The organism is Streptomyces sp. GD-15H, assembly GCF_045291515.1.
GTDB lineage: Bacteria > Actinomycetota > Actinomycetes > Streptomycetales > Streptomycetaceae > Streptomyces.
Genome location: NZ_CP149447.1, coordinates 1,682,458 through 1,700,804 on the forward strand (window position 1 = coordinate 1,682,458; position 18,347 = coordinate 1,700,804).

Here is an 18,347-nt window from a genome sequence, read left to right on the forward strand (position 1 = left end):
GGCTCCGGAGCGGCGGCCGACTGCCGGGCTCAGGAGCGGATCCGCACCGCTCCCGGGTCACGGCTGGTGAAGTGCCGCCGGAAGTGTGCCCATTCGGTCTCCAGGCCCTCGGCCGGGGACTGCCTGCCAACCGTGCGGGCCAGCGCGGTCATCTCCCGCAGGGCGGCCGGGTCGTACCCGGCCAGCGCCTCGGTCGCCTGGTCCACCGCGTCCACCAGCTCCGGCCCGGGAACGACCCGGCTGACCAGCCCGAACTCCATCATCTGGGCGGCGGTGAACCGCTCGCCGAGCAGCAGGATCCGGCTCGCCCGCGCCGGTCCCACCGCGCGGACCAGCCGCGCGGAGCCGCCCCACGCGGGGATCCGACCGTGGGGCAGGTGGAGGTCGCCGAGGACGGCGTCCTGTGACGCGATCACCAGATCGCACGAGAGGACCAGCTCGAACCCCCCGGCGAACGCGGCCCCGTTCACCGCCGCGATGACCGGCACCGGTGACGCCTCGATCATGACCATGAGCCGGCGTCCCCGGTCCAGGAAGGCCAGCCGGGAGGAGGTGTCCGGCATGGCGGACGAGGCCCGCACATCGGCGCCCGGGCAGAACGCCCGGCCGGTGCCCGTGACGACCAGGGCCCGGATGTCGGGGTCGTCCGCGCCCTCGGCGAGCCACTCGGTCAGCCCGGTGATGATCTCCGGGCCCAGGGCGCCCGCCCGCTCGGGCCGGTCCAGGCGGGCCCACAGCGCCGCGCCGCGGCGGCTGACGTGGATGTAGCTCAAGGCTCCACCACCAGCTTGCCGAAGACCCGGCCGCAGATCAGCCGGTCGAACTGGTCGCGGGCCGACGCCAGCGGCGCCACCGAGTCGACCAGCGGCCGGATTCCTCCGGCCAGCAGGAACCGTATGAGGTCCTCCAGTTCGGTCCTGGTCCCCATGGTCGAGCCGGCCACGGTGAGCTGACGGGAGAACAGCCGCCCGAGGTTGGTCGGCGCGTCGAAGCCGCTGGTCGCCCCGCACAGGACCACGGTGCCGCCCGGCACGGCCGCGGCGAGCGACGCCTTCCACGTCGCCTGCCCCACCGTGTCGACGACGATGTCGCAGTCGGACGGCAGGCGCTGCCCGGCCATGACGACCTCGTTCGCCCCCAGCTCGGTGACGCGCTCGGCCTTGGCCGGGTCGCGGGTGACCACCCGCACCCACAGTCCGGCGGCCCGGGCCAGCAGGAGCACGGCCGTGGACACCCCTCCCCCGGCGCCCTGCACCAGCAGCCGGTCGCCGGGACGGGCACGGGCCCTGGTGAAGAGCATGCGGTAGGCGGTCAGCCAGGCGGTGGGCAGGCAGGCGGTCTCGGCCCAGGACAACTCGGCGGGCTTGGGCACCAGGTTCCGGCGCGGGACGACGATCCGCTCGGCGAGCGTGCCGTGTCCGGCGTCGGAGAGCACCGTCCTTCGCGGGTCCAGTGTCTCGTCGCCCCGGCCGCGCAGGCTGTCGCCGAGGACGGCGTGCACCACGTACTCGTTGCCGTCGTCGTCCACCCCGGCCGCGTCGGTGCCCAGGACGCGGGGGAACCCGGCGGACGGGGCGACGGAGCCGCGCAGGGTCCACAGATCGTGGTGGTTGACGGTGGCGGCCTTCACCGTGAGCGGCACCCAGCCGTCGGGGACCGCGGGCTCGGGGAGTTCGCCCACGGTCAGGGCGGCGAGCGGATCGTCGGCGGACGTCGTATGCGCGAACGCGGCGAGCATGGACCAAATCCTCGGGTCGGGGACTGCGGTGGTCGGGTCGTCAATCCGGACGTCAATCCGTCCCGGCCGGGTCCGGCTTCATCGTCGCGGCGCGGAAGGCCCGCACCTCCTCCTGGGTGGGCAGGGCGATGACCTCGACCTGGTTGCCGTCGGGGTCATCGCAGAAGAACAGCGTCACGGGGCCGTAGTTGGTCAGGGTGTTCGTGGTCGGCTCGGTGTAGCAGTGCACGCCCATGTCCTGGAGCCGCTGGTAGACCTCGTGGATTTCCGCGTGGGAGATGGAGAATGACAGCACACACGGCCCGGGGTCGCCCGCCCGCTTCGGTCGGGAGTCGCGGGGCACGGGCAGGTCCCACTGGAGCAGTTCGAGCTGCCCGATCCGGGTCGGGCCCTGGAGGAAGACCGACTTGCCGGTCGTGCCCTCGGGCAACGCCATCGTCCGCCAGGTCGTGGGGTTGCCGACGGGCATCTCCAGCGTCTTCCGCAGGCCGAGCCCGTCCCGGTAGAACCGGAGCGACGCCTCCATGTCCGTGACGTTCACCGCGACGTGGTGGATCTCCCCTACCGCTGCCATGGTCCGGCTCTCCTTGTTCTGGTCGGTGTTCTGGTCGGTGTCCTGGATGGCGTCCTGGCTGGGGGTTGCTCGTGCACCGGTGCGGCGGCCGTCCGCCTCGGCCGCCGACGGGCTCACAGGTTGCCGCCCATCCGCTCGGGGGGCGCCGCGCAGGCCAGCAGCGACTCGGCGATGGCCCCGGCCTCCTCCGGCTCCGGCACACCGTCGGGGACGGTGCCTGGCCCGTGCCGCCAGGGCTCGGCGATCCCGAAGCGCTTCCCGGAGAGCTCGAAGACCCGGCCGGTCACATGCCGCGACCGTGGGCTCGCCAGCCAGACGACCAGCGGCGAGACATACTCGGGGGCGAGCACCCGGGAGGCGCCGTCACCGGTCACGAGGTCGGCGGTCATCCGCGTGTAGGCGACGGGCGCAACCGCGTTGACGGTGACGCCATAGCGTCCCAGCTCCTCGGCGGCGATCATCGTGAGCGTGGCGATACCAGCCTTCGCCGAGCCGTAGTTGGCCTGCCCCGGCTTGCCGAACAGACCCGACGGCGAGGTGGTGTTCACCACGCTCGCCTCGACCGGGTTGCCGCCCTTGGCCTGCTCACGCCAGTACGCCGCGGCGAACCGGAGCATCGCGAACGTGCCGCGCAGATGTACCCGGATCACGTCGTCCCACTCTTCGACGGTGGTGTTGACGATCATCCGGTCGCGCAGGATTCCCGCGTTGTTGACGACGCAGTCCAGCCGCCCGAAGGTGTCCACGGTCTGCCGGACCAGCGCCTCGGCCGACTCCCAGTCGCTGATGTCGTGGGTGCTCGCCACCGCCTCTCCGCCCAGAGCACGCAGCTGCGCGGCGACCTCCTCCGCGACGGGCTTGCCCTGTGCGGCACCGTCGCGTTCGACACCGAGGTCGTTCACAACGACCTTCGCACCGGCGCGCACCAGCGCCTCGGCGTGGCTGCGGCCGAGCCCCCGGCCCGCCCCCGTCACGATCACCACTCGGTCCTCGCAGATCACCGCGTCATCTCCTTGTCCCGCTCCGGCTTGTCCTGTGCGCACTGTTCCTCTGTCTCCCACCACAGCGACCGGTCCAGGACTGCGCGGGCGATGATGCCACGCTGGATCTCCGAGGTGCCCTCGACGATCGTGAGCTGGCGGGCGTCCCGTACCAGCCGGTCCGCGGGGTGTCCGGCCAGGCAGCCTTCGGCGCCGTGCAGTTGTGCGGCGAGCGCCGCGGCCTTCACCGCGATCTCGCTGGAGGCGAGCTTCGCCGCCGCGAGCAGGCCGGCGGCCTCCCGGCCGCTGCGTCCGGTGTCCACCAGGTCGGCGGCCCGGTAGGTCAGCAGCCGGGCAGCCTCAAGCTGGACTGCGGCATCGGCCAACTGCCACTGCACCCCCTGCTGCGCGGCGACCGGCCGTCCGCCCACCGACCGGCTCTCGATCCGGGCGACGGCGAGCATCAGCGCGGCCGCCGCGAGGCCGAGCCCGCGGGCGGAGACGACCGGCCGCATCGTGGCCAGCGCGCCGAGCAGCGGCCCGATGCCGTTGATGCCGGGGAGCCTCCGGTCATCGCTCACGGCGACCGCGTCGAGCCGCAGATCCGCGAGGCTGACCCCACGAGTCCCGGGCCGCTCGTGCTCGCGGGAGACGGTGAGGCCGTCCGCGCCCGCGTCGACGACGAACGCGCGCAGGGCGTCGGGGCGGCGCTCCCCCGGCTCGGCCGTCGTAGCCACAACCAGGTACCAGTCGGCCTCGCTGCCGCCGGACACCCATGCCTTGGTCCCGGTCAGGCGCCAGCCGCCGCCGTCCCGCTCGGCCCGGGTGGCGAGCCCCAGGACATCGCTGCCCGCCTGGGGCTCCGACATCGCGTAGGCGCCACGGCACTCGCCGCGGCCCAAGGGGGCCGCCCACCGCAGCAGTTGCTCCTCGGTGCCCCCGGCGAGCAGGGGTGCCACGGGGAGCCGGGACAGCAGCAGCAACAGCCCCGCCGCGGAGGAGTGCTTGGCCGCCTCCTCCGTCGCCGCGGTCAGGGCACGGACGCCGAGCCCCGGCCCGCCGAGGCGGGTCGGTAGGGACAGCGCCAGGTAGCCGTGCTCGGCGAAGCACTCGAAGAGGTCCTGGGGATAGGCACCGCTCCGGTCGATCTCCTCGGCCCTGAGGGCAACGTGTTCGCGCATGACCCGCGCGATACGGCCGCGCAGCGCGGCCAGCCCGGGGGGATTGTCTTCCATCAGCCCCTCCATTAAATACCAACTGGATGGTATGTTGCCTGTGATTTCAACGTCAAGACCGGGAGGCCCCATGGCCGACGCCCTGCTGCGCAGCATCGCCCTCGCCGCTCCCTCGGGGACCGGCGGGCCGGAACGCATCCTCAACGCCCTGGTCAACCCGCCGGTGACTGTCCGCGACGGCGAACGCTGGACCGCCTTCGACCTCGGCGGACTGTCCCTCGCGCTCGCGGCCCGCGAGGAGCTTCCCCGGCGCCAAGGCGAGCCTCAACATCAAGGTGGACGACGTCCCGGCGGCCTTCGACCGGCTGGTCGCGGCCGGGGCCGAGCCCGCATCGCGCCCGGCGACGGGCACCCACGAGGAGCGTGCGTCCGTGTGGCTCAGCGAGGGCGTCGCCCTGTCGGTCTACCGCTCGCTGCCCGGCTGACCCAGCACAGGTGGCCGGTGCATGTCGCGGCACCGGCCGCCGATGTCCCGTACCGCGAGAAGCGGCACAGCTGCTTGCCCGAGCATTTCCACCAACGCGGCTGGCGCGCGGGCCTGGCCGCCCCTTTCCAACCCGTCGGCGGATCATCCCACGACGAAGCCAGGGCGAGTACCCCGGCCCGATGTCGGGCAAAAAGGGGAGGCAGCAAGGCGGCAGCACCCTCGCACCGACTGGGCGCGCCGCCCCTGCGGTGAGATGCCGCGCTGGACCCTCTTCCTCAGCCTGTCGGCGGATGAAGGTCCCCCTGCCCACCGGGGGCAACGAGGGACCACCACGTCCCTGGCGCGCATCGGCCCTAGCCCTCCGCGCCGAGCCGGGCCCGCACCGTCTCCTCCACCTCGTCGCGGCGGATCTTCCCGACCTCGCTGCGCGGCAGGGAGTCGACGAGGACCACCTTCCGAATCGCCTTGTAATGCGCCAGCCGCTCCCGGCAGTGGCCGATCACCGCCTCCTCCAACTCCGCTCCCGCGCCGGGCTCCGCCGGCACGACGGCGGCCACCGGGATCTCCCCCAGCCGGGGGTCCGGGCAGCCGACCACGGCCGCGTCGGCCACCCCAGGAGCCGCCCGCACCACCTGTTCCAGCTCGGCCGGCCACACCTGGAAGCCCCCCGTCTTGATCAGCTCCCGGCTGCGCCCGACGAGGAAGAGAACCCCGTCATCGTCCACGTAGCCCATGTCTCCCGACCGCACCCAGCCGCCGGTGACCAGGTCCCCCGCGAGGGTCCGCTCGCCGCTGACATAGCCGAGCGTCCGCCGCGACCGCACCCAGATCTCGCCCGGCCGACCGGCGTCCAGGGCGCGGCCGCCCTCGTCGCGGATCTCCAGGGTCACCCCGTCGTAGACCCGGCCCACCGCACCGGGCTTCCAGCGGCCCGCCTTGATGTCGCGCCCGGTCCACCCGGCCACGTGGCCGAGCTCGGTCGACCCGTAGTTGGAGAGCACCATGACCTGGTACTTGTTCTCGAACTCCTGTTGGAGCATCGGATCGAGGCGCTGCCCCGCGACCAGCACCCGCCGCACCGACGCGAGGTCGGGAGCGGGCTCGGCGCGGACCAGGTCGTAGATCATCGTGGGCAGCAGGAACAGATTGTCGACCTGGTGCTCGGGCACCAGGCGGGCGATCCGGTCGACCGAGAAGCGGCTCATCAGCACCGCGGGGCGCCCCAGGTGCCAGGCGACCAGCAGCGACTGGAAGCCGCCGCTGTGGAACAGGGGCAGGGCCAGCAGGTTCGGCGGGATGTGCGGCTGCGCCATCGGCAGCGGTCCGGGCCGCCCCTTCTGCGCGCGGACCAGGTTGCTCATCGAGGCGTAGGTGCCGGCGTGGGTGAGCAGGACCGGTTTGGGCTCGCCCGTCGTGCCCCCCGTGAACAGCACGATGCCCTCGTCGGTCTCCCCCACCGCCGGAGAGCGCCGCCCGGCCACCGGCCGGTCGTGGCCCGGTCCTTCATAGCGCGCCGCGATCTCGGCGACCAGCCCGGGCGGCAGGACCACCGCCGCCTCGTCCTCGGACGCCAGGGCAGTGGAGACCAACACGGCGGGCCCGACCTCGGCCACGCACTTGCGTACCTCGTCGGCGTTGTACAGCCCGGACATCGCCACCGGGACCAGCCCGGCCTTCCAGGATGCCAGCAGGGCGACGACGAGTTCGGGGCTGTTGGGAAGCTGGACCGCGACCCGGTGCCCGCGCCCCGCCGCCGCCTCCTCCAGCCGTCCGGCCAGGATGGCCGCGGCGGCGTCCAGCCCGGCGAACGTCCACCGCCGCCCGTCCTCGAATGTGAGCGCGATCCTGCCGGGGGCCTCCGCCGCCCGTGCCTCCAGGTCGGCCGCCAGGTTCCGATGGGGTCCTGCGGTCATGACTTGCCTCCTTCGCACCGAGGTGGACGCACCAGCGTCACACCGTGATCCATCGCTCGACCCCGCCCTCGCCGCCGTTCCGGGCCAGCACCCCCCTGCGCTCCAGATGGACCAGGTGCGCCTGGGTCTCCGCCAGGGCCAGCCGCCTGGTCGGCGCGGTCACCTCCTCCAGCGGGCGCGACCAGGTGAGCAGCCGGGCGACCTCCCAGGCGGTGCGCCCGGCACCGGCCGTGACCAGGTCGCACACCTCGGCCAGCCGCCTGGCGTGGTGGTCCTTCAGTTCGGCGACCCGCTCCGCGGCATCGGTGAAGACCCGCTCGTGTGCGGGCAGGACGACCTGGGTGTCGAGGGCCGCGACCGCGTCCAGCGAGGCCATGAACTCGGCCAGCGGATCGCTCTCCTGCGCGGGGTGCATCCCCACCACCGGGGTGATCCTCGGCAGTACGTGGTCACCGGAGAACAGCAGCCGGTGGCCGGGCTCGTACAGGCACAGGTGCCCGGGGGTGTGCCCGGGTGTCCACACTGCCCTCAGATCCCATCCCGCAAGCGGCAGGGTCTGGCCCGAGGCGACCGGCTCGACGGGCACATCCCAGGAGCGGGCGAGGATGCCCGCGCTGCTGCCGGTCCACTCGTCCAGGTCGCCGACGGGGACGCCCCACCGGGGAAACGTGGCTTCGACCGCCGCCCGGTAGCCGTGCGGCCCGGTGGCCCCTCCCCGCAGCCGTCGCACCTCCTCCTCGTGGAGGAGTACCGGGGCACCGGAGGCGGCCTGGATCCGCCCGGCCAGCCCGAGGTGGTCGGGGTGGGCGTGGGTCACCACCACGCAGGCGATCTCCTCGACGGTGTGGCCGGTCGCCTCGATCCCGGCGCACAGGCTGGCGTACGAGCGTTCGTCGTCCCATCCGGTGTCGATCAGGGCCGCGCCTCCGCCGTCGAGTTCGAGGAGGTGGACGTTGACGGTGCCCAGTGCGGGGATCGGGATCTCCACAGGGATGCGCCACAGCCCCGGGACCACCTCCTCACAGGTCACCGGAGCTCCCCGTACCTTCCGCCGAGGAAGATCAGGGGGCTTGGGCCGGGCCGGCCTCGAGCCGCTCGACGCGTCCGAGCACGATGGTGTGGTCTCCCGCCTCGTGCTCCTCGTCGATGACGCACTCGATCCAGGCCGTGACCCCGTGGATCATCGGTATGCCGTGGGCGGAGGGACTCCACTCGACCTCGGCGAACTTGTCCGGCCGCTTCGAGGCGAAGACGGCGCTGACCGGCTCTTGGGGCTGGGCCAGCACATTGACGCAGAACCGCTTTCCCGGGCGGATCCGGGGCCAGCTTGTCGATTCGCGTCCCGCGCAGAAGGCGATCAGGGGAGGGTCGAGCGACACCGAGGTGAGGGTGCCGACGGCGAGCCCGACCGGCTCCCCGTCTGGTGCCAGGCCGGAGACCACGGCGACGCTGGTGGGCACCCGGCCGAGGATCTTGCGGAACCGGTCCGGGTTCGGCTCGGCGCCCTCACCGCGGGCCACCAGACGTTCGGACGGGGGCATGATGCTCATCGCTCCGCTCCTTCTTCCGCACGGAACCGGGGGACGACCTGTTCGGCGAAGAGCCTCAGGGAGCGGTGCGCCATCTCGGCGGGCATCCCCGTCCAGAACGGCCGGAAGACGATGTGGTTGAAGCCGGTCGCCCGCAGCTCCTTGATCCGCCGCTCCAGGTGGTCCGGGTCCCCGATGAGGAACACGTTGTCCCACAGGTACTCGAACGCCGAGCGCTGCCAGGACAGCTGGGAGTACTCGGAGTACGCGAAGTAGGAGTCCTGGACGTAGGGGCGTACCTCTGCCCGGGCCCCCTCGAATGTCTCCCCGCAGTACAACTGCACGATCAGCGGGTACTCGCGTCCCTCGCGGGTCTTGCCGGCGTCGGCCAGCGCGGTGTCGTGCCACTCCATCGCCCGCTGCAACCAGTTCGGCTTGGGCGAGTTGCCGGGGGCGAACCACGCGTCGCCGAGCCTGGCGGCACGCTTGACCGAACCCTCGGCCCCGGCGCCGATCCAGATCGGCGGGCCGCCGGGCTGGTAGGGCCGGATGCCGATGTGCTCGCCCTCCACGGCGAAGTGCTTCCCGCGGTAGTCGACCTGCTCGCCGGTCCACAGGGCGCGCAGCAGCTCGATGCCCTCGCGCAGCCGGCTGAACCGGTGGGATTTGTCCAGGCCGAACGCCCGGTACTCGTTGTCGCGGTATCCGGCTCCCACGCCCAGCACCAGGCGGCCCTTGGCAAGGTGGTCGAGGGTCGCGAACTCCTCGGCTATGTGCACCGGGTGGAACAGCGGCAGCAGCAGGATGCCGGTGCCGACGGTCATGTCGCCGGAGTGCTGGATCAGTTTGGCGGTCGTGGAGATGGTCTGCGGGGTCTGCAGGTTCCCCATGAAGTGGCTGATCATGAAGACCGAGTCGTAGCGGAGCTCGGCCGCCAGCTCGGTCAGGTCCCACAGCTCGCCGAGCCGCTGCTGCAGGTCCTCGTGGAAGGGGTACTGCGCCGAGGCGAGGATTCCGAATCGCATCGCGGCCTCACTCCCCCAGCCGTCCGCCGAGGCGGAAGAACGGCGCCACGGCCTCGTCGCGCTCGCGCAGCGCCTGGGACAGCCCCTTGTCGCGGCGCTCCTTGACGAAGTTGAACTCGTCTTCCTGGAGCTGGAGGTTGGTCGCCCAGCCATGGCCGACCCACGCCGTCATCTCGCCGACGCCCTTGCCCCTGGCCTCCTGGGCCAGCCGCATCATCGACTTGCCGATCATCAGCCCGTCCAGCGGCATGAAGGAGATCGCCTGGCAGTAGTCGCGCACCCACCGGTCCAGCTCGTCGTGCGGGACGACCTTGTTGACCAGCCCGGCGCGCTCGGCCTCCTCCGCGCCCAGGGGGCGCATGGTCAGCATGATCTCCTTCATCTTCTTCACCCCCAGGTTCTCCATCCACTGGTACATGTCCTGCGGGGCCGCACCCAAATAGCGGAAGGCGGGGTGGGTGAACTGCGCGTCCGGTGCGGCCAGCACGATGTCGGCGCCGAGGGCGATCTTCATGTGGCCGCCGTAGCAGTAGCCCTGGACCGCGCAGAGCGTGGCCTTGAGCGAGTTGCTGATCGGCTCGGCGAACGCGCCGGAGAGCAGGTTGCGGTCGGGCAGGATGCGCTGCCGCTGGGACGGGGGCCTTCTCCGCTCGCCGGAGGCCTGCTTCTTGTAGCCGATGTAGTGCCCCAGCTCGGCGGCGTCGGCCCCGGTGCCGAAGGCGGGGCCGTTGCCGCGGAAGACGATGGTCTTGACCTCGTCGTCGTAGTCCGCCTCGCGGACCAGGTCGCCCACCCGCTCCAGCGCGGCGATCGGCAGCGCGTTCAGCTTGTCGGGCGCGTTGAAGGTGATGAACGCCGCCGCGATGGACGGGTCCTTCTCGTACAGCACCAGGTCCTCGAGCAGCTTGGGGTCGGTCTTCATCCCCGAGGCGTTCCAGACGCTCTGCAGCAGGTCGGTCACACGCTTCTTCATGGTCGTCTCCTGGCCTCTCAGGCGCTCGCGGGCGCGGTCTCGCGCTCGCGCAGTTGGGGGATCACTTCGGACGCGAAGCGCTCCATCGAGCGGAGCGCGATCTTGCGGTCCAGGGACGGGATCTGGAACCACCCGATGTAGTGGGTGATGCCAAGCTGGTCACGCAGGGTCCCGATGGCGTCGACGACCTGGTCGACGGAGCCGAAGTTGCCGCCGTGTGTGAGGGTCCGCTCCAGGTCGAGCAGTTCGATGTTGCGGCGGACGGCGTCGTAGTACTTGCGCTCCGCCTCCAGGGCTTCCTCGGAGCCGGGGATCACCTGTCCGACCTGCTTGTAGTAGGCGAGTGCCGCCTCGCTGGCCGCCATCAGTCCGCTGCGGCCGTCGCCGCACCACACCTGCTGCATGTACGGCAGTTCGAAGGCGTCGACATTGTGCCCGCTCTCGGCGAGGGCGGCCTTGTACTGAGCGAAGTTCTCCCGCATCAGCCTCAGCGGGGTGAACTGCGGCGAGCAGATGATCGGCTCCCCTCGCAGCCCGCGCATCCGGTAGGAGTCCCGCGACGAGCAGGCGTGGATGATCGGCGGTCCCCCGGGGTGAGCGGGCGGGGGAAGATCTCCATGTCCTCGTAGCTGTAGTGCTTGCCCTGGTAGGACCACTTCTCCTCGGTCCAGGCCTTCTTCAGGATGTCGACGGTCTCCTGGTACAGCTCCCGGTTGTGCTCGGCGTTCTTACCGAAGCCCTTGAACTCCTTGGGCTGGTAGCCGCGGCCCACCCCCAGCCGGAGCCGCCCCCCGCTGAGGTTGTCGAGCAGGGCGGCGTCCTCGGCGAGGCGGATCGGGTCGTGGAACGGCAGGACGAGCACGGCGGAGCCGATGAGGATGCGCTTGGTGCGCTCCGCGAGGTAGGCCCCGAAGGTGATCGGGTTGCCGAGGAGCCCGTACCGGGAGAAGTGGTGCTCCGCCAGCCACGCCGAGTCGAACCCGAGCTCGTCGGCCAGCGCGATGTCCTCGATCGTGTTGAGGAGGACGTCACTGTCGTTCCCCTCGGCCGGGAAGAGGTGCATGACCCCGAATTTCACGACTGCTCCCTACATTCCGACTAGTCAGTATTAAGGTGAGACGGGACTCCGGACGGTGAGCCGTCATATTCCAACCGGTTGGTATGTTAGCCGCCCAAGGCACGGGTTGGCAATCCTGCCGACGACCGGAGGGCGCCGGGGTCCGCCGCCGAGGACGGCGGACCCCGGCCGCGCGTCAGGGGCGGGGCCGGACCCCGTCGATGACCAGCGAGGTGAGCTGGTCGGCGATCTCCTTGATCCCCAGTCGCCCCGCCGGCTGGTACCAGTTGTACGCCCAGGCGCACATACCGAGGATCCCGAAACCGGCGATACGCGGGCTCAGTGCGCTATTGAAGGCGCCCTGCTCGATCCCGCGGCGCAGCACCTCTTCGTAGATCCCGTCCACGGCGTCACGCTTCTCCTTGATGGCGGAGAAACGCTCCCCCACCAGAAACCTGCGCTCTTGGAGGAAGATGGCGACCTGGGCCCGGTACCTGTCGATACCGATGAGCGCTTCGAGAATGAGTTCCCGGAGCTGCTCGGTGGGATCGTCCGTGGAGGCGATGATCCGCACGCAGTTCCGCAGCCGGTTGTCGATGTAGTCATCCTGGATTTGGAGCAGTACATCGAGCTTGTTGTCGAAGTGGTAATAGAACGCACCCTTGGTCACGCCCGCCGTCGAGACGATCTGCTCCACGGACGTGGCGTGGTAGCCGTTCTCCTCGAACAGCTTCAGCGCCGCCTCCAGCAGCAGCCGCCGCGTCTCCTCGGGCGCGTAGGTACCGCCGCGCGAGCCCTTCCCGCCCTTGCGGGTCGCCATCGTGTATTTCCCTCTTCTCTCCGCTGCGATGTCTGCTACGGGACCTGTTCCAACGACGGTGCCAGTTCCCGCAGCTCACGCTTGAGTACCTTTCCCGAAGCGTTACGCGGCAGCACTTCAATGAATTCCACGTGCTTCGGTGTCTTGAATGACGCGAGAGAAGCACGGCAGTGGGCTATCAACTCGTCAGCACGGGCAGTTTGACCCTTTTTCAGCACAACGAATGCCTTGGGAACTTCCTGCCACCGCGGATCCGGTACGCCGACCACGGCGACTTCCTGCACCGCTGGATGATCGTAGATGACGCGTTCGATCTCCCCACTGGCGACGTTTTCTCCTCCACTGCGGATCATATCCTTCAGCCGGTCGGTTATGGACAGGCATCCGTCAGCATCGACCACACCGACGTCACCGGTGTGGAACCAACCGTCGCGCCACGCCGTCTCGGTCGCACCGGTGTCACCCCAGTAGCCCGGGGTGACCTTCGCGCCGCGCACCACGATCTCTCCCGGGGTGCCCGCGGGCGCCTCGCGGCCGGACTCGTCGACCACCCGGAACTCGATGAACGGCACGGCCGTCCCCACCGTTCCCAGCTTGGCCGAGGCCAGCCGCTCGGGGACGCAGCTCACCATGCTGCAACCCTCGGTCAGCCCGTAGGACTGTACCAGCCGCGCCCCCGGGAACTGCTTGCGGATGTCCCGGTAGAGCTCGCCCGCCGCGGCGCCGAAGATCAGCCATTTCACCGACGAGACGTCGGTGGAGCCGTCCGAGGCGTCGCGCAGCGCGTGCAGCATGGCCTGAACGAAGATGCCGCCGCTGACCCGGTGCCTGGCCATCAGGTCGAGTGCCCCGGCCGCGTCGAAGCGGCGCATGACAACGATGGCCCCGCCCTGGAACAGCACGTTCAGCCCGGGGGCGTCGAGAGCGGCGATGTGATACAGCGGCGAGGAGACGAGGATGCGGTCCTCGGCCGACAACTGGAACTCGGCGGTCATCACCGCGAGGTTGCACAGCACCATGCCGTGGGTGACGAGAACACCCTTGGGGCGGCTCGTCGTCCCCGAGGTGTACATGATCCGCTGCACGTCCTGCGGGCCGACCTCGGCCACCGGGACCGAGCTCCCGGCGTGCGCGGCGACCGCCTGGGCCCACGGCTGCCACCCGGCGCCGCCCGCCCCGTCCAGGCAGACCCGGAGCCGCAGCTGCGGGGTGTCCGCGAGGATCGCGTCGATACTCGCCGTGTACTCTCCGTCCGCCAGGATCGCCACACTGCCCGAGTCGCGCAGCAGATAGGTCAACTCCTCGGACTGCAGCCGGTAGTTGAGCGGGACGGCGATACCTCCGACGCGGTAGACGGCCAGCAGCGACACGACGTACTCCGCCGAGTTCTTCGCCAGCAGGGCCACCCGGTCGCCGCGGCCCACTCCGCGATCGTGCAGCCAGGCCGCGAAGGAGTGCACTGCCTGGGCGAGGTCCTCATAGGTCCACACCCGGCTCTCGGTGATGATCGCCGGCTGATCCGGGCGCCGGCTGCGATGCGAGTCCACAACCCCGCCGAGATTGATGCTGCTCACTGCCTTCCCTCCACTGACGACACTCCGTCCACTGCGGACGGACCACACGCTCCGCTCCCGGCCGGCACGGACTCCAGGGCCGGCAGCACCTCCTCGCCGAGCAGGCGGATCGACCGCATCACATCCCGGTGCGGCATCCCCGTCCACTGCAGCCGCAGGATCACGTCGGTGTAGCCGATCTCCGCGTACGCGCGGAGCCGTTCGGCCACCGCCGCGGGGTCCCCGACGACGGCCTGACCCGCGAGCAGGTCGTCGATGGTCGCGCCGTGGTCCCAGCCGCGGTAGTCGGCGTACTGCTGGGCAAGGTAGGGCCGGGCCGTGTCCAGGGCGGCCTGCCGCGTGGGCGCCACACAGCCCTCGCGCAGCAGCGGGTAGTCCCGCTCCGGCAACCGCCCGTACTCCGCGAGCGTCTCCCGGAACGCGGTCATCCGGTCGGTGACCTCGGCGAGGTCACCGTTGGGGGCGACGGCCCACGAGGCGTCGAGACGGGCCACCCTCCGCATGCCGACCGGCCCGAACGCGCCGAGCCAGACCGGCGGCCCCCCGGGCTGCACGGGACGCAGGCAGATCCGCGCACCGTCCAGTTCGCCGAAGCTGCCGCTCGCCGTGACCGCCTCACCGCTCCACAACGACCGCATCAACGGGACGTACTCGTCGAGCCGTCTGAAGCGCTCCTCGAAGGGAACGCCCATGGCCCGGTACTCCACCTTCCGGTAGCCGGATCCGAAACCGGCGATGAGCCGGCCGCCGGAGAGCACGTCGACCGTCGCCAGCTCCTCGGCCAGGGCGATCGGGTTGTGCAGGGGCAGCAGATAGACCCCGAACCCGAGCCGGATCCTCTCGGTCTCGGCGGCGAGGAAGGCGACCGTCGACAGGGGCTGGAGAAACTGCGAACGGGTGAGGTAATGGTGCCCGATGAGGATGGAGTCCAGCCCCACCTCCTCGGCGAGCCGGACCTGCTCCATGGTCTCGCGCAGGCCCGCCCGGGCGTCCGCGCCGATCTCGTAGTGGGCGGACAGCGACATTCCCACGCGCAGGCGGCGCGGGGCGGCCGTCTGACTCACGATCCCTCCTGGTTTCCGGGCACCCTCGGCGCCCTTGAGAACTGTGCGACGGCGGACCGCACACCGAACGCGGAGCGGTCGGCCTCGGGCATCGCCGCAAGGTCGGCGACCAGCCGCTTGGTGGCGCGGACCGCCTCCGGGCCGTACTGCGCCATGGCCGCGGCGAGCGCGGCGGCGACGGTGTCGACCTCATCGGCGGGGCAGCAGCGGTGCACCAACCCCGCCTCGGCCGCCCGGGCCGCGGTCACCGCCTGGCCCGAAAGCGCCCAGGCGCGCACCTCGCGTGCGGGCATCACCGAGAGCAGTTCGGGGGCCACCGTCGCCGGCGGGAACCCCCTCGCGATCTCGGGCAGGCCGAACAGCGCGTCGTCCGCCGCCAGGACCAGGTCGCACCGGGACAGCAGTGCCGCGCCGAAGCCGAGAGCCGCACCGCCGACCGCGGCCACGGTCGGCTGCGGCAGGGCCGACAGCGCGGCGAGCAGCCTGCGGCCGTGCGTGAAGAATCCGGCGAGGGCCTGCTCGTCGGCGCCCGCGAGACCGGCCAGGTCCCGGCTGTCCCAGCCGCTGCAGAACGGCCGCTGTCCAAGGCCCAGGGCGACCACCGCGACCGAGTCGTCGTCGGCGAGGCGTTCCAGCTCCTCGCTCAGCTCGTCGGCCTGGGCGCGTCCGATGGCGTTGCGCGTGCGGGGAGCCTCCCAGCGCAGATGGGCGACCCCGTGGCCGATCTCGGCCCGGAGCACGCCCGCCTGATTGGGCATCACTTCTCCTTCCTGTGGTGGACCGGCGGCGGTCCGGGCGGCGCCGGCTTCGGCACCGCCCGGGCCGTGGGGCATCAGGGGCCGATCAGCCCTTGACGGCGACATCCGGCCAGTGCGGAAGGAGGTCGCGCGGCGCCTCGAAGCCGCTGACCTTCTTCGAGACCCCGTAGATGCCTACGACGTCGTACAGCGGCACATTGCAGACCTTTTCGTGGAGCGCGTAGTGCTCCAGGTCGGCGTACACCTCCTCGCTCTTCTTCTGGGTCGGCGCCTTCAGTGCCTCGGCGGACAGGGTGTCGAGCTTGGGGTCGACGCAGTGCTTGGTGATGGAGTTCGAGGTCAAAAAGCCGTGCACGTACACGTCGGGCTGCAGGAAGACTGGCGAAATCTGGTACATGTACGCCTCGAACGCCCCGATGGGCCGCAGTTCGAAGAACTTGGCCACGTCGAGCGGATTGCGCTTGACCTTGAAGCCGGCCTTCTCCAGCATGCCGGCCACGGCCTCGCCGACCTTGGCGTCCTGCGGGTAGCGGCCCACGGTGTAGGAGAAGGTGATCTTCGGTGACCGGCCGTCGAGGAGCTTCTTGGCGCCCTGCGGGTTGTACTCGATCGCGTCGTCGTGCTCGGGCAGCGCTGACATCAACTGGCCGATCAGATGCGGCTGCGGCTCGGCGCCCTCGGTGCGGAACAGGGACGTGACCAGCGCCTTGCGGTCGATGGCCATGGCGGCGGCCCTGCGCAGGTCGGGATCGTCGAACGGCTTCTTACCCGTTTCGAAAAAGACCGCCATCTCGGAGGTCGAGGTCTTGGTCTCGGCGACCAGCTTCGGGTCGGCCTTGAGGGCAGGAAGCTGCTCGACGGGGACATCGATGGCGATGTCAGCCGCACCCGTCTGGAGCAGGGACATTCGGGAGGCGGGGTCGGGCGCCCAGGTGAAGACGATCTTGCCCACCTTTGGTTCGCCGCGCCAGTAGTCAGCGTTCTTGGCGACCACGACCTCGCGCCCGGGGGCGTATGACTCCAGGGTGAAGCCGCCGGTGCCGACCGGCTTCTTCCCGTAGCCCTCGGCGGTCTGCTCCTTGTAGTACTTCGGCGGGTGCGCGTAGATGACGGACAGCAGTTGGGGAAGCGCGTTGTAGGGCTCGTTGGTGGTCACCAGGACCGTCTTCGCGTCCACCGCGGTGACCTTCTTGACCACGCTCAGATAGGAGGCGAGCCGCGCGGCCTTGTCGGCCCTGTTCTGTTCGATGGAGAACACGACGGCGGAGGCGTCGAACGGCTCACCGTTGCTGAACTTCACGCCCTCGCGGACGGTCAGCTCCCAGGAGGTGAGGCTCTTCTGCTTCCAGGAGGTGATCAGCCCGGTGTCGAGCGGCGCACCCGACTCGTCCACGTCGACCAGGGGGTCCATGATCGCACCCCACACCCGGGCATCGCTGATGACCGAGTGCACCGGGTTCATGGTGACCGGTTCGGTCGGGGTCACCACTTTGAGGGTGGCGCCCTTGGCTGCGGTCCCTGAGCCGCCGGATCCGCCGCTGGAGCAGGCGGTCCCCAGGGTCAGTGCCAGCGCGGATCCGAGCAGGATCAGCCTCCTGGCTAGGGAACTCTTCATATGGACTCCAATTGTACCAACCGGATGGTATGTTCACCGGGCATCCGCCGTCGAGGCAGCCCGGCGGCGGCGTGTCAGCCGGGGACCGCGGCGAGTTCCTCGCCGGACTCCAGCAACAGGCAGCGGGCTCCCGAGCGGTCGTCGAAGCCTGTCCAGGCCACCTGGTCGGTGGTGCAGGATTCACGTGCCACCGGGCATCGGGGAGCGAACCGGCAGCCTCGCCAGTCGGCGGTCACCCGTGGCGCCGATCCGTCGATACCGCGGATCTCGCCACCGCCCCAGGTCGGGATCGCCTCCAGCAGGGCGCGGGTGTAGGGGTGGCGCGGGGCACTGGTGATCTGCCGTGCCTCGCCGGTCTCGACGATCTGCCCGGCGTACATGACGGCGATACGCGAGCAGATCTCCCGGGCCAGCATCAGGTCATGGGTCACGAACAGCATGCCGGTGCGGGAATTCGTGGTCAGCGAGCGCAGCAGCGCGACCACCTCGGCCTGTGTCGTCACGTCGAGAGCGGAGGTGCACTCGTCCGCGATGATCACGCCGGGTTCGGTGACCGCGGCCAGGGCGATGGCCACACGCTGCCGCATTCCGCCGGAGAGCTGGTGGGGGAAGGAGTGCAATACCCGGTCCGGGTCGGTGAACCCCATTGAGGTCAGCACCCGCCGGGACCGTTCGGCGACGTCCGCCTTGGTCGCGTCCCTGTCGTGGCGTTTGATCACCTCGCGCATCTGCTTGCCGATGCGCATGAGCGGGTTCAGCGAGGCCGAGGCGCCCTGGAAGACCATGCCGATGTGCCGTCCGCGCACGCCGTCGCTGTAGGGGACGCCCTTGGCGCAGATGGTCCGGCCGCGCAGGGAGATCTCGCCGCCGGTGACGGGCAGGTTCCGGTCGAGCAGGCCGATCATCGCCCGGACAGTCGTCGTCTTACCGCTGCCCGACTCGCCGATCAGCCCGACGATCTCCCCTTCCCCCACCTCGAGGTCGACGTCCTCGACGAGGGTCACCTGCCCCACCGCGGTCGAGGCCCGGATGGTGAGCCCACGGGCCTGCAGGAGTGCGGTCACC

General features: G+C 70.7%; 17 protein-coding genes and 1 pseudogene. 1 reads left to right on the plus strand and 17 read right to left on the minus strand.

The window, feature by feature from the left end:
• Positions 1 to 29: 29 nt before the first annotated feature.
• The 5 genes from WJ438_RS08195 to WJ438_RS08215 are packed head-to-tail and all read right to left on the minus strand — an operon-like array spanning position 30 to position 4,527.
• On the minus strand, positions 30 to 773 hold the full coding sequence (locus WJ438_RS08195) for an enoyl-CoA hydratase/isomerase family protein (RefSeq protein WP_406724617.1): 744 nt from the start codon (positions 771 to 773) through the stop codon (positions 30 to 32).
• Entirely contained in the window at positions 770 to 1,738 is a 969-nt protein-coding gene (locus tag WJ438_RS08200; protein WP_406724618.1) for a zinc-binding dehydrogenase, read from the minus strand. The genes WJ438_RS08195 and WJ438_RS08200 overlap by 4 nt, the downstream gene beginning before the upstream one ends.
• A 52-nt stretch (positions 1,739 to 1,790) precedes the next feature.
• Complete coding sequence (locus WJ438_RS08205; protein ID WP_406724619.1) at positions 1,791 to 2,429, minus strand: VOC family protein; 639 nt, start codon at positions 2,427 to 2,429, stop codon at positions 1,791 to 1,793.
• A complete protein-coding gene (locus WJ438_RS08210; protein WP_406724620.1) occupies positions 2,426 to 3,313 on the minus strand; it encodes an SDR family NAD(P)-dependent oxidoreductase in 888 nt (295 codons plus the stop codon). The genes WJ438_RS08205 and WJ438_RS08210 overlap by 4 nt, the downstream gene beginning before the upstream one ends.
• Positions 3,310 to 4,527: an acyl-CoA dehydrogenase family protein gene (locus WJ438_RS08215; protein WP_406724621.1), complete on the minus strand. Its 1,218-nt coding sequence runs from the start codon at positions 4,525 to 4,527 to the stop codon at positions 3,310 to 3,312. The genes WJ438_RS08210 and WJ438_RS08215 overlap by 4 nt, the downstream gene beginning before the upstream one ends.
• Before the next feature lie 275 nt (positions 4,528 to 4,802).
• Here WJ438_RS08215 and WJ438_RS08220 point away from each other — a divergent pair, with 275 nt between their 5' ends.
• Entirely contained in the window at positions 4,803 to 4,952 is a 150-nt protein-coding gene (locus WJ438_RS08220; protein WP_406724622.1) for a hypothetical protein, read from the plus strand.
• 355 nt (positions 4,953 to 5,307) lie between these two features.
• Here the strand turns inward: WJ438_RS08220 and WJ438_RS08225 are convergent, their stop codons facing one another.
• The 12 genes and pseudogenes from WJ438_RS08225 to WJ438_RS08280 form a co-directional block, all read right to left on the minus strand.
• Positions 5,308 to 6,867 carry a class I adenylate-forming enzyme family protein gene (locus WJ438_RS08225; protein ID WP_406724623.1) on the minus strand — a complete coding sequence of 520 codons (1,560 nt, stop codon included), beginning with the start codon at positions 6,865 to 6,867 and terminating at the stop codon, positions 5,308 to 5,310.
• Between the two features lie 37 nt (positions 6,868 to 6,904).
• Entirely contained in the window at positions 6,905 to 7,897 is a 993-nt protein-coding gene (locus WJ438_RS08230) for an MBL fold metallo-hydrolase (protein WP_406724624.1), read from the minus strand.
• A gap of 31 nt (positions 7,898 to 7,928) precedes the next feature.
• Complete coding sequence (locus WJ438_RS08235) at positions 7,929 to 8,417, minus strand: flavin reductase family protein (protein WP_406724625.1); 489 nt, start codon at positions 8,415 to 8,417, stop codon at positions 7,929 to 7,931.
• Positions 8,414 to 9,421: an LLM class flavin-dependent oxidoreductase gene (locus WJ438_RS08240; RefSeq protein ID WP_406724626.1), complete on the minus strand. Its 1,008-nt coding sequence runs from the start codon at positions 9,419 to 9,421 to the stop codon at positions 8,414 to 8,416. Before WJ438_RS08240 ends, WJ438_RS08235 begins: the two co-directional genes overlap by 4 nt.
• A gap of 7 nt (positions 9,422 to 9,428) precedes the next feature.
• A complete protein-coding gene (locus WJ438_RS08245; RefSeq protein ID WP_406724627.1) occupies positions 9,429 to 10,394 on the minus strand; it encodes an enoyl-CoA hydratase/isomerase family protein in 966 nt (321 codons plus the stop codon).
• Between the two features lie 17 nt (positions 10,395 to 10,411).
• Positions 10,412 to 11,457 (minus strand): annotated as a pseudogene (locus WJ438_RS08250) (LLM class flavin-dependent oxidoreductase).
• A 190-nt stretch (positions 11,458 to 11,647) separates the two neighbouring features.
• Positions 11,648 to 12,271 (minus strand): TetR family transcriptional regulator, encoded by a 624-nt coding sequence (locus WJ438_RS08255; RefSeq protein ID WP_406724628.1) that lies wholly within the window; start codon positions 12,269 to 12,271, stop codon positions 11,648 to 11,650.
• Between the two features lie 35 nt (positions 12,272 to 12,306).
• Positions 12,307 to 13,845 carry a class I adenylate-forming enzyme family protein gene (locus tag WJ438_RS08260; protein ID WP_406724629.1) on the minus strand — a complete coding sequence of 513 codons (1,539 nt, stop codon included), beginning with the start codon at positions 13,843 to 13,845 and terminating at the stop codon, positions 12,307 to 12,309.
• Complete coding sequence (locus tag WJ438_RS08265) at positions 13,842 to 14,909, minus strand: LLM class flavin-dependent oxidoreductase (protein ID WP_406724630.1); 1,068 nt, start codon at positions 14,907 to 14,909, stop codon at positions 13,842 to 13,844. The genes WJ438_RS08260 and WJ438_RS08265 overlap by 4 nt, the downstream gene beginning before the upstream one ends.
• Entirely contained in the window at positions 14,906 to 15,667 is a 762-nt protein-coding gene (locus WJ438_RS08270) for an enoyl-CoA hydratase-related protein (RefSeq protein ID WP_406724631.1), read from the minus strand. Before WJ438_RS08270 ends, WJ438_RS08265 begins: the two co-directional genes overlap by 4 nt.
• A gap of 85 nt (positions 15,668 to 15,752) precedes the next feature.
• Positions 15,753 to 17,282, minus strand: coding sequence for an ABC transporter substrate-binding protein (locus WJ438_RS08275; RefSeq protein ID WP_406724632.1), 1,530 nt, complete (start codon positions 17,280 to 17,282; stop codon positions 15,753 to 15,755).
• Positions 17,283 to 17,356: 74 nt separating this feature from the next.
• Complete coding sequence (locus WJ438_RS08280; protein ID WP_406724633.1) at positions 17,357 to 18,346, minus strand: ABC transporter ATP-binding protein; 990 nt, start codon at positions 18,344 to 18,346, stop codon at positions 17,357 to 17,359.
• Position 18,347: the final 1 nt, after the last annotated feature.